General features: G+C 63.7%; 9 protein-coding genes. All 9 read left to right on the top strand.

Annotated features, from left to right (window positions below):
- Positions 1–43: 43 nt before the first annotated feature.
- The 9 genes from QU606_RS06025 to QU606_RS05985 all read left to right on the top strand — a co-directional run bounded on the left by QU606_RS06025 (position 44) and on the right by QU606_RS05985 (position 14703).
- Positions 44–7015, top strand: coding sequence for an Ig-like domain-containing protein (locus QU606_RS06025; RefSeq protein ID WP_304998219.1), 6972 nt, complete (start codon positions 44–46; stop codon positions 7013–7015).
- A 41-nt stretch (positions 7016–7056) separates the two neighbouring features.
- Entirely contained in the window at positions 7057–8571 is a 1515-nt protein-coding gene (locus QU606_RS06020; RefSeq protein ID WP_304998218.1) for a TolC family protein, read from the top strand.
- Positions 8555–9166, top strand: coding sequence for an adenylyl-sulfate kinase (gene cysC / locus QU606_RS06015; RefSeq protein ID WP_024072686.1), 612 nt, complete (start codon positions 8555–8557; stop codon positions 9164–9166). Before QU606_RS06020 ends, cysC begins: the two co-directional genes overlap by 17 nt.
- 9 nt (positions 9167–9175) lie before the next feature.
- Positions 9176–9421, top strand: coding sequence for a DUF2789 domain-containing protein (locus QU606_RS06010; protein WP_024072687.1), 246 nt, complete (start codon positions 9176–9178; stop codon positions 9419–9421).
- Between the two features lie 225 nt (positions 9422–9646).
- Positions 9647–10078, top strand: a complete 432-nt coding sequence (locus QU606_RS06005) for a MarR family winged helix-turn-helix transcriptional regulator (RefSeq protein ID WP_024072688.1) — start codon at positions 9647–9649, stop codon at positions 10076–10078.
- The gene (locus QU606_RS06000; protein ID WP_102625409.1) at positions 10075–12153 is read left to right on the top strand and encodes an FUSC family protein; all 2079 of its coding nucleotides are present in this window, start codon (positions 10075–10077) and stop codon (positions 12151–12153) included. Before QU606_RS06005 ends, QU606_RS06000 begins: the two co-directional genes overlap by 4 nt.
- On the top strand, positions 12150–12359 hold the full coding sequence (locus QU606_RS05995) for a DUF1656 domain-containing protein (protein ID WP_016969155.1): 210 nt from the start codon (positions 12150–12152) through the stop codon (positions 12357–12359). Before QU606_RS06000 ends, QU606_RS05995 begins: the two co-directional genes overlap by 4 nt.
- Positions 12356–13258, top strand: coding sequence for an efflux RND transporter periplasmic adaptor subunit (locus QU606_RS05990; RefSeq protein ID WP_024072690.1), 903 nt, complete (start codon positions 12356–12358; stop codon positions 13256–13258). The genes QU606_RS05995 and QU606_RS05990 overlap by 4 nt, the downstream gene beginning before the upstream one ends.
- Positions 13255–14703, top strand: coding sequence for an efflux transporter outer membrane subunit (locus QU606_RS05985; protein WP_024072691.1), 1449 nt, complete (start codon positions 13255–13257; stop codon positions 14701–14703). Before QU606_RS05990 ends, QU606_RS05985 begins: the two co-directional genes overlap by 4 nt.
- The last annotated feature ends 65 nt before the right edge of the window (positions 14704–14768 follow it).

Below are 14768 nucleotides of genomic sequence, written 5' to 3'. Positions count from 1 at the left end.
TTTTTCATTGCGGGTATCAGCATTCGACAAACGGGTGAGCAGCATGTGGTGGAGCAAAGGTAAGGCACGGCAGACAACAACAGGCGCCAACCCTCTGGCGACGCCGATGATCATGTTCCTGGAACCGCGCATGTTGTTTGACGGCGCGGTGGCCGCCACTGTGGCCGATGCCGCCCAGGCGGACAGCCATGCCACTGCCGACGCGGCCGCCAAGGCGCCGACGACCGAGCACGCCACCGCCAGCAAAGACACTCATGGGCAAACCGACGCGCCGGCCACACCGGCGCCGGTTGCCGTTCCGGGGCAGACCGTAGTGTTCGTCGACGCCCGGGTCAAAGACTCCGCCAACTTGCTCAAGGGCGTCGCCCCCGGCACCGAGGTGGTGCAGCTGGATGCCAGCAAAGACGGTCTGCAGCAGATTGCCGATTATCTGGGCAGCCACCAGGGCGTGAGCTCGGTGCAGATCCTCGCCCACGGCAACACCGGCGATTTGTGGCTGGGCAGCACCTATTTGTCGGCCGACAACATCGCGGCCCGCAGCGAAGTGCTGGCGCAGATCGGCCAGGACATGAATGTGGGTGGCGACATTCTGATCTACGCGTGCAACACGGCAGGGGACAGCAAAGGGCTCAACTTCGTCGACTCCCTGGCGCAATTGACCGGCCGTGATATTGCCGCGTCCAGCAACCGCACCGGCGAGGGTGGCGATTGGACGTTGGAAATTGCCACCGGCTCCATCGAGAGCCATACCGCGTTGTCGTACCAGGCGATGTCGGCGTACCAGTACGGGTTGGCCACGATCACGGTGGTCAACAACGGTGACAGTGGCGTCGGCTCATTGCGCCAGGCTCTGAGCGATTCGGTGTCCGGCGATACCGTCACGTTCAGTACCACCATGACGGTTAACCTCAACTCGCAATTGGTCATCAGCAAAAACGTCACCATCGCCGGTGATCTGAACCACGACGGTGTGGCGGATGTGACCCTCAGCGGGCAGTACAAGACTCAGGTGCTGAGGGTGGGCAGCGGTGTGACGGCGACGCTGGATGGCTTGGTCATCACCCAAGGCCTGGCGGCGGGTAATGGCGCAGCGGCGGGTGTCGACGGCACAGCGGCAATGGGCGGCGGTATTGTCAACCTCGGCAACCTGACCTTGAACAATGTCAGGGTGACCAGCAACGCGGCCTCGGGCGGTGGCGGGGGCGGTGGGGTCACCGCGCCCTATGTTGGCGGCGCGGTGGGTGGTGGCGGCGGCGGCGGCGGTGCTCTTGGCGGCCAGGCCGGCGGCCATGGCGGCACTTCGGGCTTCGGTACCGGCGTTTATGGTGGGACGTCCGGTAGCGCCAACACCGGTGGCAATGGTGGCGGCTACAACCCGAACTATATGGGCGGCCGTGGTGGCAGCAGCAGCGGCGGCGCGGGTGGCGTGGGGGCCGCCAACTACAGCAATGGCGGTGCCGGCGGCACCGCAAACAACGGCACTATTTCCATTGGCGGCGGCGGTGGCGGTTCCGGGTGGGACAAGCCTGGCCGGGCAGGGGCTTCGGCCAGTGGCGGTATCTACAACGCCAGCTCCGGCACCCTGACGGTCGTCGGCACTTCGGTGATCTCCAATAACATCGCGGCCGGCGGAGGTGGCGGTGGTGGCGGTGGCCTGGGGGGTTCAGCAGACTCGGGCGGCGCGGCGGGCAAAGGCGTTGGTGCGATCTGGAACAAAGGCACGCTGTTGATGACGGCCGCCAACTTTGCGGCCATGAGCGGCAACGTCGGTGGCAGCGGTTCCGGTGGCCCGGCGTTGGGTGGAGGCAGCACGGGTGCCTCCGTGGCTGCCGTGAACAATATCTTCAACGACGGCGGTACAGTGAACACCGCCTACGCACCGACGCCGTCCGCGACCATCGTAGTGGCAAACGCTGCCCAGCACATTGGCAGCACTTCGCAGGTGACCATTACCTTCAACCTGGCCGTCACCGGTTTCACCAACGCCGACCTGACGGTCTCCAACGGCACCTTGAGCAGCGTCATCTCCAATGATGGCGGCCTCACCTGGACGGCGACGTTCACCCCAGATGCGAGCGTGACCAGCGCGAGCAACCATATCGTGCTGGACAATACCGGTGTCACCGGCGTGTCGAATGGTCTGGCGGGCAGCGGTACCTCCACCTCCAATAACTACGCCGTCGATACGGTACGGCCGACGGCGACAGTCGCCGTGGCCAGCCCCGGGCTGAACCTCGGTGGCTCCTCCGTGGTGAACATCACCTTCAGCGAAGCGGTGACCGGATTCAGCCTGGCCGACATGACGGCCTCCAACGGCACCCTGAGCAGCCTGACCACCAGCGATAACATCCACTGGACCGCCACCTTCACGCCGACGGCTGGCGTCACCAGCGGCACCAACGTCATTACCCTGGACAACACGCTCTACACCGACACCTCGACCAACGTGGGCACCGGTACTACCACGTCCAATAACTACACCATCGACACCGTGCGCCCGACCGCAAGCGTGGTAATAGCCAACCCTGCGCTGAACATCGGCGGTACTTCCCTGGTCACCATCACGTTCAGCGAAGCGGTCACCGGCTTCACCAATGCCGACCTGACGATTGCCAACGGTACCCTGACATCGGTGACCAGCAACGATGGCGGTATCACCTGGACAGGCACGTTCACCCCGAGCGCCAGCCTCACCGACGCCACCAACCTCATCACCTTGAACAACGCCGGCATCGCCGACCTGGCGGGCAACGCCGGCAGCGGTACGACCGACTCCAACAACTACACCATCGATACCGCGCGGCCGACTGCGACCATCGTCGTTGCCAACCCTGCGCTGAAAATCGGCGACACGTCGCTGGTGACATTCACGTTCAGCGAAGCGGTCACCGGCTTTACCAACGCCGACCTGAGCGTCGCCAACGGTACGTTGAGCGCGGTGACCAGCAACGATGGCGGTATCACCTGGACAGGCACATTCACCCCGAGCGCCAGCCTCACCGACGCCACCAACCTCATCACTTTGAACAACACCGGGATCGCCGACCTGGCGGGCAATGCCGGCAGCGGTACGACCGATTCCAACAACTACGCCATCGATACCGCGCGGCCGACCGCGACCATCGTCGTTGCCGACTCGGCGCTGAAAATCGGCGACACGTCGCTGGTGACATTCACCTTCAGCGAAGCGGTCAGCGGCTTCACCAATGCCGACCTGACGATTGCCAACGGCACATTGAGCGCGGTGAATAGCAACGATGGCGGTATCACCTGGACAGGCACGTTCACCCCGAGCGCCAGCCTCACCGACACCACCAACCTCATCACCCTGGATAACACCGGCATCGCCGACCTGGCGGGTAATGCCGGCAGCGGTACGACCGACTCTAACAACTACGCCATCGATACCGTGCGGCCCACCGCGACCATCGTCGTCGCCGACCCTGTGCTGAGCATCGGCGGCACGTCGCTGGTGACATTCACGTTCAGCGAAGCAGTCACCGGCTTTACCAACGCCGACCTGAGCGTCGCCAACGGTACGTTGAGCGCGGTGACCAGCAACGATGGCGGTATCACCTGGACAGGCACATTCACCCCGAGCGCCAGCATCACCGACGCCACCAACCTCATCACCTTGAACAACACCGGCATCGCCGACCTGGCAGGCAACGCCGGCAGCGGTACGACCGACTCCAACAACTACACCATCGATACCGCGCGGCCCACCGCGACCATCGTCGTCGCCGACCCGGCGCTGAAAATCGGCGAAACGTCGCTGGTGACATTCACGTTCAGCGAAGCAGTCACCGGCTTTACCAACGCCGACCTGAGCGTCGCCAACGGTACGTTGAGCGCGGTGACCAGCAACGATGGCGGTATCACCTGGACAGGCACGTTCACCCCGAGCGCCAGCCTCACCGACGCCACCAACCTCATCACCCTGGATAACACCGGCATCGCCGACATGGCGGGCAATGCCGGCAGCGGTACGACCGATTCCAACAACTACGCCATCGATACCGTACGGCCCACCGCGACCATTGTCGTCGCCGACCCGGCGCTGAACATCGGCGGCACTTCCCTGGTCACCATCACCTTCAGCGAAGCGGTCAGTGGCTTCACCAATGCCGACCTGACGATTGCCAACGGCACATTGAGCGCGGTGAGCAGCAACGATGGCGGTATCACCTGGACAGGCACGTTCACCCCGAGCGCCAGTATCACCGACACCACCAACCTCATCACCCTGGATAACACCGGCATCGCCGACCTGGCGGGCAATGCCGGCACGGGTACCACCGACTCGAACAACTACGCCATCGATACCGTGCGGCCCACTGCGACCATCGTCGTCGCCGACCCGGTGCTGAACATCGGCGGCACGTCACTGGTCACCATCACCTTCAGCGAAGCGGTCAGCGGCTTCACCAATGCCGACCTGAGCGTCGCCAACGGCACATTGAGCGCGGTGACCAGCAACGATGGCGGTATCACCTGGACAGGCACGTTCACCCCGAGTGCCAGCATCGCCGACGCCACCAACCTCATCACCTTGAACAACACCGGCATCGCCGACCTGGCGGGCAACGCCGGCAGCGGTACGACCGACTCCAACAACTACACCATCGATACCGCGCAGCCGACCGCGACCATCGTCGTTGCCGACCCGGCGCTGAACATCGGCGGCACGTCCCTGGTCACCATCACGTTCAGCGAAGCGGTCAGCGGCTTCACCAACGCCGACCTGAGCGTCGCCAACGGTACGTTGAGCGCGGTGAGCAGCAACGACGGCGGTATCACCTGGACGGCGACTTTCACGCCGACCAGCAACGTCACCGACGCCACCAACCTCATCACGCTGAACAACACGGGCGTCAACGACCTGGCCGGTAACGTCGGTACGGGCACTACCGATTCGAACAACTACGCCATCGATACCCAGCGCCCAACCGCCACCCTTGTGGTTACCGATTCAGCCCTCGGCATCGGCCAGACCTCACTGGTGACCATCACCTTCAGCGAGGCGGTCACCGGCTTTACCAATGCCGACCTGACGATTGCCAACGGCACATTGAGCGCGGTGAGCAGCAACGATGGTGGCATCACCTGGACCGCGACGCTGACCCCCGTGAACGGGGTGACTCATGCAAACAACGTCATCACCCTGGATAACACCGGTGTCACCGATTTGGCGGGCAATGCCGGCAGCGGTACCACCGACTCGAACAACTACGCCGTCGACAGCCAGCGGCCGACCGCGACCATCGTGCTCGCTGATACGGCGTTGGTCGCCGGTGAAACGTCGCTGGTGACCATCACGTTCAGCGAGGCGGTCACCGGTTTCACCAACAGTGACCTGAACGTGCCCAATGGCACCCTCACGGCGGTGAGCAGTGCCGATGGCGGGGTGACCTGGACTGCCACCTTTACTCCGACCGCTGGTATCAAGGACACCACCAACCTGATCACCCTGAACAACACGGGCATCGCCGACCTGGCAGGTAACGTCGGCACAGGCACCACCAACTCGGTCAATTTCACCGTCGACACCGTACGCCCAACCGCGACCATCGTGGTGGCGGACAATGCGTTAAATATCGGCGAGACCTCATTGGTCACCATCACGTTCAGCGAAGCGGTCAGTGGCTTCACCAACGCCGACCTGACGATTGCCAACGGCACCTTGACGACTGTGAGCAGCAGCGACGGCGGTGTTACCTGGACGGCGACTTTCACGCCGACCAGCAACGTCACCGACGCCACCAACCTGATTACCCTCGACAACAGCGGCGTTCAGAACGGCTCGGGCAATACCGGCAGCGGCAGCACCGATTCCAACAACTACGCCATCGATACCCAGCGGCCGACGGCAACCATAGTCGTTACCAACGACAGCCTGAACATCGGTGCCACTTCGCTGGTGACCATCACCTTCAGCGAGGCCGTCACCGGGTTTGATCTTTCGGACCTGAGTGTCGCCAATGCCGTGCTGTCCAACCTGGCGAGCAATGATGGCGGCAAAACCTGGACCGCGACCCTGACGCCGACCGCCGCCATCACCGATGCGACCAACCTGATCGTGCTGGATGCCGGCCAGGTTAACGACACGGCGGGTAACGTTGGCACCGGCATCGCGATCTCGAATAACTACGCGATCGATGGCGAGCGCCCTACCGCGACCATCAGTATCGCCAACCCGAACTTGACCGTCGGCCAGACGACTACCGTGACGTTCACCTTCAGCGAGAAAGTCAGCGGCTTTAATCTGGATGCCCTGAGCGTGGCCAACGGCAGCTTGTCCAACCTGGTTACCGGTGACGGTGGCAAGACCTGGACTGCGACCTTGACGCCAACGGCCAACCTCAATGACCCGAGCAATTTCATCACCCTCGATAACCGCTTGGTGAATGACCTGTCGGGCAACGCGGGCAGCGGCTATGCCAACTCCAACAACTATGCGATCAACACGGTAGCGCTGACCGGCGACCCATTGTTCCGCGTCACCGATCCGGCACCGCCTCAAGGCGCACCGAACCCACCCTTGCAACCGATCGTGTTTGGCCGGCCGACGGGCGTCCTCGGTTTACCCGTCGGCTTCCCGCCGTTGTTCGAGCAACGTGAGTTGGGGGCGGGCTTGCCGCCGGTGGGCAGCATCTTTCTGCGCAACGGTGCCTTGGCTCCCAGCTATATCGCCCAGGTATTCGGCACCGATAGGGCCGGTGACAGCAGCGCCAGCGGCTTTTTGGGCTTGGGCGGCGGCGATGGCGGGGTGTTTGGTTCAAGCACCTTGTCGAGCCTGTTCAATCGCGAAACCCACGGTGACGATAGCCCCCTCAAGGCGTCCGACAACCCATCGATCAAAGGCCCGGGCGATCCGGTCCAGGGGGCGCGCGGCATGTTTGGCGCGCCGAGCCTCGGCCAGCAATTGCAGCAGCTCAAAGACACAGAACAGCGCCAAGTGATGGACCTGGCGCACGCACTGCAACAAGTCGGCATCAGCGAAATGCAGGCTTGAACACACTTAACTCCAGGCGTAGTAACAGGGGCATTACAAGGATGAAGACACGTCATAAGTTGTTCGGTGCCAGTGTGCTGGCGCTGGCGATCAGCGGTTGTGCAGTCACCAGCGAACCGATTGAGCGCAGGGTCAGCGAGCAGCGAGCCCGCAACGACCTGCACGGCATGTACAAGGATCAGGAGCCGTTGAGCGGCGCGTTGACGCTGCACCAGGCCATGGCTCGCGCCGTCAAATACAACCTCGAAGGTCGTTTGAAGGTGATGGAAGAGGCCCTGGCCAAACGCCAATCGGATCTCTCCAGCTTCGACATGCTGCCGCGCATGGCCTTGTCCGCAGGCTATGCCGGACGCAATAACACCAACGCTTCCAGCAGCCAGAGCGTGCTCACCGGTACCCAGTCCCTGGAGCCGTCGACCTCCCAGGACCGCGATCGTCGCGTGGCGGACCTGACCATGGTGTGGAACGTACTCGACTTTGGTGTCAGCTACATCAGCGCCAAGCAGCAGGGTGACCAGCGCCTGATCATCCAGGAACGTCGGCGCAAGGTCATCAACACCATCGTCCAGGACGTGCGCTCGGCCTACTGGCGAGCCGTGGCGGCCGAGCGCTTGCTGACCCAGATCGATAGCCTGATGGCGCGGGTCGACAAAGCCCAGGTCGATAGCCAAAGCATGAGCGAGCAGCGCATCGGCGACCCGGTCCAGGCCCTTGGCTACCAACGCTCGCTGATCGAAGCCACACGCCAATTACAGGAACAGCGCCGTGCCTTGTCCCTGGCCAAGACCGAGCTGGCGACCCTGATCAACTTGCCCATGGGGACTGAGTTGAGGCTGGCCACGCCGGACGACTACACCGTGCCCCAGCTCAAGGTCAACCTGGCCAGCCTGGAACAGGAAGCCCTGGCCAATCGGCCGGAATTGCGCGAGCAGGATTACCAGAGCCGCATCAGCGCCGCCGAAACCCGCAAGGCCATGTTGCGCCTGCTGCCGGGCCTGGAGTTCTCCGCCGGTGGCCACTACGACAGCAACTCGTTCCTGGTGGACAATCGCTGGGCCGACTACGGCGCCAAAATCACCTGGAACCTGTTTAACGTGATGTCCGCGCCCGCCGCCATCGACGTGGCCAAGGCCGGTGAAGAAGTCGCCACCGCAAGGCGCCAGGCCATGTCTATCGCGGTGCTGGCGCAGATCTATGTGGCCAACGCCAACTTCCAGGACGCCGTGCGCCAGTTCAAGATCAGCGAGCAACTGGCCAATATTGACGGGCAAATCCTCACCCAGCTGCGCAATCGACACGAAGCGGCTGGCCTGGGCGAACTCGACCTGATCCAGGGCGAGCTCAGTACCTTGCAAGCCGACCTGCGCCGCGACCTGGCTTACGCCGACCTGCGCAACGCCTACGGCCAGATCTTCGCCAGCGCCGGTCTCGACCCGCTGCCGGAGCAACTGGACTCCGACCGCGTGCAAAGCATCGCCACCGCCCTGGCCAGCCGTGAATCGGCCTGGGCCGCCGGCAACATCAGCGCACCGGTGCCGCGTGCCGTCGCCCAATAACCTGGTAGCGCCCACGGCGAGCATCACCCGCCGTCAACGCGAGGCGCGCAATGGCCATCGGGGTGTGGCGATCCTGCTCACCGGCCTGCCCGCCTCGGGCAAGTCGACCCTGGCCCAGGGCCTCCAGGCCGCGTTCTTCGAACAAGGCCGCCAGAGCATCGTGCTCGACGGCGACGCCTTGCGCGTCGGGCTCAACAAAGACCTGGGCTTTGCCGACGGCGACCGTCTGGAAAACATCCGCCGCGCCAGCGAACTGGCGGCGCTGCTGGTGGACAACGGGCAAATCGTGATCCTGGCGATGATTGCGCCCCTGGTGCAATTGCGCGCGGTCTTCGCCCAACGCCTGGGGGCCGATTATCGGGAAGTGTGGTGCAGTGCCTCGCTGGCGGTTTGTGAGCGGCGCGACCCCAAAGGTCATTACGCCCGCGCCCGCAGGGGTGAGCTACCGGGGTTTACCGGCATTGGTTCGCCCTACGAGCCACCGCCCCACGCTTCGCTGGTACTGGACACCGGCGTGCTGTCGACACAACAGAGCGTCGAACGGTTGTTGGCCTGGCTGGCGCCTGAACTAGACTCTGGGGAATTGTCTTCTTAGGAGCCCGCCATGGAATCGCCTGTGCACAGCTTGCCGTCACTGTTCAAACAGCTTGGGCTGGCCGATGACCGGGTCAGTATCGAACAGTTTGTGGCGGCTCATTCACCGCTTAAGCCGGAGCTGCATCTGGCGGATGCGTTTTTTTGGACGGACAGCCAGAGAGCGTTTTTGCGCGATGAAATCTGCGAGGACGCGGATTGGGCGGAAGTGGTGGATGAGTTGAATCTGATGTTGCGGAGTGGGCGAGGGGGGTAAAAAAATCTTTTGAAAGTTGTCTGAAGCCGACACCGATCCAAATGTGGGAGGGGGGCAATCCCCCTCCCACATGGCTTATGCGATTGCTGAACATCCGACCCTCCCACCACCTATCCGCTAAATTGTTTCAAAACTTGACGCAATTTGATCTCTCCGCCATATTGATAGTTAGCAAACTAACAGTATGCGAACTATCCAGTGCCTCAATCCCTCGAACAACTCCAGATGAACCTCAGCAGCAGCATGGTGGTGGGCGCCCGTAACTGGCGCAAAATCTGCCAGAACACGCTGGTGAGCTACGGTATTTCAGAAGCCTGCGCCGTGCCGTTGCTGATGATCGGTCGCCTGGGCGATGGTGTGCACCAAGTGAAAGTCGCCCAGGCGTCAGGGATGGAAAGCCCGTCGCTGGTGCGCCTGCTCGATCAGTTGTGCAGCAGCGGCTATGTGTGCCGCACCGAAGACGTCCACGATCGCCGTGCCAAGGCCCTGAGCCTGACCGAGCGCGGTCGCGAGCTGGTGCAGGCGGTGGAGGTGCAACTGGTGCGCCTGCGGCGCGAAGTGCTGGCCGAGATTGCCCCTGCGGACATGGAGGCTGCGTTGCGTGTACTGCGTGCTTTTGAAGCGGCCCATCAACACCCTGCCGGTGTGACATCTTGAGCGGTTTTTTCACCGGCCTGCCGCCGGCGAAGGACTGGTTCTACGGCGTACGCACTTTCGCGGCGTCGATGATCGCGCTGTACATCGCCATGCTCATGCAAATGCCGCGTCCCTATTGGGCAATGGCCACGGTGTATATCGTCTCCAGCCCGTTTGTCGGCCCCACCAGTTCCAAGGCGCTTTACCGTGCCATTGGTACCTTCATGGGCGCGGCGGCGGCGGTGGTGTTCGTGCCGATGTTCGTACAGTCACCCTACCTGCTGGTGGTGGTGATTGCCTTGTGGACGGGCACCTTGTTGTTTCTCTCCATGCACCTGCGTACCGCCAACAACTACGCGCTGATGCTGGCCGGCTACACCTTGCCGCTGATCGCCCTGCCGGTGGTGGATAACCCGCTCGCGGTGTGGGACGTGGCTGAAGCGCGCACCGAGGAAATATTCCTCGGCATCGCGGTCGCCGCGGTGGTCGGCGCGATGTTCTGGCCCCGGCGCCTGATGCCGGTGTTCGATGGCTCGGTCGCCAAGTGGTTCAGCGATGCGCAGGTCTACAGCCAGCGCTTTCTCACCCGCAACATAACGCCGGAAGAAGTCAGCACTTTGCGCGGTGGCATGGTCGCCACCTTCAACACCCTCGAATTGATGATCGGCCAGTTGCCCCATGAAGGCGCGCGGCCGCAGACGGTACGCAACACCAAGGAACTGCGCGGGCGGATGATTCATCTGCTGCCGGTGGTGGATGCGCTCGACGATGCGCTGTACGCCATCGAGCACCGAGCGCCGGAGTTTCTCGCCGCGCTCGCGCCGTTGCTGGAGGCGACGGAACAATGGTTGCTAAGTACCACCGAGTCCGCGCCGTTGGACCGCTGGCGCGCCCTGCGCGACCAGGTCGACGCCCTGCAACCCCACGGTGAAGCGCTGGACGACCGCCATACGCTGCTGTTTTCCAACGCCCTGTACCGCCTGGGCGAGTGGATCGACCTGTGGCAAGACTGTCGCAGCCTGCAAGCGGCCATCCAGTGTGAAAGCCAGGACACCTGGCGCGCCGTCTACCGCCACTGGCGCCTGGGCCGGCTGACGCCGTTCCTCGACCGTGGGCTGATGCTCTATTCGGCGTTCTCCACTGTGACCGCGATCATCGTCGCCTCGGTGCTGTGGATACTGCTGGGCTGGACCGACGGCGGCAGTGCGGTGATCCTGGCCGCCGTCGCCTGCAGCTTCTTCGCCTCGATGGACGACCCGGCACCGCAGATCTACCGGTTCTTTTTCTGGACCGCCATGTCGGTGCTGTTCGCCAGCCTGTACCTGTTCCTGGTGTTGCCCAACCTGCACGATTTCCCGATGCTGGTGCTGGCGTTCGCCGTGCCCTTTATCTGCATCGGCACACTCACGGTACAGCCACGTTTTTACCTGGGCATGCTGTTGACGCTGGTGAATACCTCATCGTTCATCAGCATCCAGGGTGCCTACGACGCGGACTTCCTCAACTTCGCCAACGTCAACCTGGCCGGGCCCGTGGGCCTGCTGTTCGCCTTTGTATGGACCCTGGTTTCCCGGCCCTTCGGCGCCGAACTGGCGGCCAAGCGCCTGACCCGTTTCAGCTGGAACGACATCGTCGGCATGACCGAGCCCTCGACCCTGAACGAGCAACGTTACCTGGCCGCGCAAATGCTCGACCGCCTGATGCAGCACCTGCCGCGCCTGGCCATCATCGGCCAGGACACCGGCATCGCCCTGCGTGATCTGCGCGTGGCGCTGAACCTGCTCGACCTGCTGGCCTATTCGCCGCGCATCCTCGGCGTGCCTCGGGTGCTGCTCAACCAGGTGGTGGACGGCGTGGGTGGTTACTTCAAGGCCTGCCTCAAGGCGGGTGAACGCTTGCCCGCGCCCAGCGGTCTGCTGATGACCCTCGACCGCACACGTCGTGCCCTCAACGGGCAAGGCCTGCAAGACGAAGACGACACCCGCCTGCATCTGTTGCATGCACTGGCTGGCCTGCGCCTGGCGCTGTTGCCCGGCGTGGAATTTATTGGCGGCACGGAGATGGAAGCGCCGTTGCCCGATGGAGCGCCTCTATGATCGGTGATCTGGATATCAGCGGGGTGTTCCTGCCCACGTTGCTGGTGCTGATGGGCATTACCTACGTGTTGTTCCTGGTGGTGCACGGTTTGCTGACGCGCATTCACTTTTATCGCCTGGTCTGGCACCGGGCATTATTCAATGTGGGGCTCTACGCGCTGTTGCTGGGCGCGGTGGACTCACTCAGTCGATACCTGATGACATGAAAAAACCTTTTTTGACCATCGGCCGTGTAGTCCTGACGTTATTGATCGTGACCTTTGCGGTCGTCGTCGTGTGGCGCATGGTCATGTACTACATGTTTGCCCCCTGGACCCGTGACGGCCACATCCGCGCCGACATCGTGCAGATCGCCCCGGACGTGTCCGGGCTGATCCAGCGGGTCGACGTGCGTGACAACCAGTTGGTCAGCAAAGGCCAGGTGCTGTTCGCCGTCGACCAGGACCGTTTCAAGCTGGCGCTGCGCCAGGCCCAGGCTGCCGTGGCCGACCGCCAGGAAACCCTGGCCCAGGCCCAGCGCGAGTACAAGCGTAACCGGGGCCTGGGCAACCTGGTGCCCAGCGAGCAGCTGGAAGAAAGCCAGTCCCGTGTCGCCCGTGCCCAATCGGCCCTGGCCGAGGCGCAAGTCACGGTGGATTCGGCCCAACTCAACCTCGACCGCTCGGTGATCCGCAGCCCGGTCGACGGCTACGTCAACGACCGCGCGCCGCGTACCCAGGAGTTCGTCACTGCCGGCCGCCCGGTGTTGTCGGTGGTGGACAGTAACTCGTTCCATATCGACGGCTATTTCGAAGAGACCAAGCTCGACGGTATCCACGTCGGCATGGGCGTCGACATCCGCGTGATCGGCGATAACGCGCGCCTGCACGGCCACGTGCAGAGCATTGTTGCCGGGATCGAGGACCGAGACCGCAGCAGCGGCTCCAACCTGCTGCCTAACGTCAACCCGGCATTCAGCTGGGTGCGCCTGGCCCAGCGGATTCCGGTGCGTATTGCGTTCGATGACGTGCCGGCGGACTTCCGCATGATCGCCGGGCGCACGGCGACGGTGTCGATCATCGGCGACAAGCCCGCGGCCAAGGCGCAGCAGGGAGAACAACCATGAAACCGGCGGCGCTGTTGGCCACCGCGGGGCTGGGTGTATTGCTGTCGGCGTGCCAGGTGGTCGGCCCGGATTACCAACTGCCGGACAAGGCCGCCATCAACCGTGGTGACCTGCAAGGGCAACTGTTGGGGGAGGGCAACAACGTGGTGTCGGCGCCGGTGCCGGCGGACTGGTGGAAGCTGTACCAAGACCCGCGCCTGGATGAGTTGGTGCGCCAGGCCATGGCCTCCAACACCGACCTGCGCGTGGCTGCCGCCAACCTGCAGCGTTCGCGTTATCAGACCCAACAGGCTGAGTCCGCCGGCGGCTGGAGTGCCGGCGCCAAGGCCGAGGTGCAGCGCCTGCAGGAATCCGGCGAAGCGTTTTTGCAGGCGGACAAAGTGCCGGTGGATAACATCGGCAGCGTAGGCATTACCACCTCGTATCAATTCGATCTGTTCGGCACCTTGCAACGTGGCATCGAAAGCGCCCAGGCCAGCGCCGATGCGGCCCAGGCCGCCGTGGATATTGCGCGCATCACCCTGGTGGCCGATGTGGTGCGCTCCTACACCCAGGTCTGCGCGGCCAACGAAGAGCTGGCGATTGCCAACGAGTCCCTGGACCTGCAAGCCCAGAGCACCCAGCTGACCCAACGCCTGCGCGACGCGGGCCGTGGCGATGAAACCCAGGTCACCCGTTCGCAAACCGAGTACAAATCCTTGCGCGCCGACATGCCGCGCTACGAAGCGGCGCGCCAGGCCGGGCTGTTCCGCCTGTCGATGCTGCTGGCCAAGCCCGTGGACCAATTGCCGGCGGGTACCGGCACCTGCGCCCAGCTGCCGCACATCGCTCAATTGTTACCGGTGGGCGATGGTGCGGCACTGCTTAAGCGTCGCCCCGACGTGCGCCAGGCCGAACGCCAACTGGCCGCCGCCACCGCGCGTATCGGCGTGGCCACCGGCGCGTTGTACCCGGACATCGCCATCGGCGCCACGGTGGGCACCGTGGGCCTGCTCGACAACCTCGGCCAGCCCGCGACCAACCGCTGGGGCTTCGGCCCGATGATCAGCTGGACGGTGCCGACCAACGGCGCCCGTGCGCGCATCCACGAGGCCGAAGCCGCGACCCAGGGCGCCCTGGCGCATTTCGACGGCGTGGTGCTCAACGCCATCCGTGAAACCCAGACCGGCCTGGCGCAATACACCGCCGTCTTGCAGCGGCGCGAGGCGTTGGCTGACGCCGAGCACTCTGCCCAAGAGGCTGCGGACCAGACCCACCGGTTCTTCAAGGCCGGCCGCGAATCGTTCCTCGCCGACCTGCAAGCCACCCGCACCTACACCGCGATGCGCGCGCAACTGGCGGCGGCGAACACCCAGGTTGCCATGAGCCAGATCGATCTGTTCCTGGCCCTGGGCGGCGGCTGGGAAAGCGGACGAACGCAAGCCTCACAGGCCAGCAAACCCTGAGCGAATGACTATGCTTTGTCAGGTGGAGCGCGGTGACGCTCCCCTGACACTGCTCGCGTTTGCTC

Source organism: Pseudomonas sp. OVF7 (genome assembly GCF_030644265.1).
GTDB classification, from domain to species: Bacteria; Pseudomonadota; Gammaproteobacteria; order Pseudomonadales; family Pseudomonadaceae; genus Aquipseudomonas; species Aquipseudomonas gorinensis.
The sequence above is the reverse complement of the archived record's forward strand: the minus strand, read 5'-3'. Positions and strand labels throughout refer to the sequence as shown.

Bases quoted from the DNA above. Each gene is read 5' to 3' on its own strand.
- QU606_RS06025 (WP_304998219.1), top strand. From the start codon at position 44: ATGTGGTGGAGCAAAGGTAAGGCACGGCAGACAACAACAGGCGCCAAC.
- QU606_RS06020 (WP_304998218.1), top strand. From the start codon at position 7,057: ATGAAGACACGTCATAAGTTGTTCGGTGCCAGTGTGCTGGCGCTGGCG.
- QU606_RS06010 (WP_024072687.1), top strand. From the start codon at position 9,176: ATGGAATCGCCTGTGCACAGCTTGCCGTCACTGTTCAAACAGCTTGGG.
- QU606_RS06005 (WP_024072688.1), top strand. From the start codon at position 9,647: ATGAACCTCAGCAGCAGCATGGTGGTGGGCGCCCGTAACTGGCGCAAA.
- QU606_RS05995 (WP_016969155.1), top strand. From the start codon at position 12,150: ATGATCGGTGATCTGGATATCAGCGGGGTGTTCCTGCCCACGTTGCTG.
- QU606_RS05990 (WP_024072690.1), top strand. From the start codon at position 12,356: ATGAAAAAACCTTTTTTGACCATCGGCCGTGTAGTCCTGACGTTATTG.
- QU606_RS05985 (WP_024072691.1), top strand. From the start codon at position 13,255: ATGAAACCGGCGGCGCTGTTGGCCACCGCGGGGCTGGGTGTATTGCTG.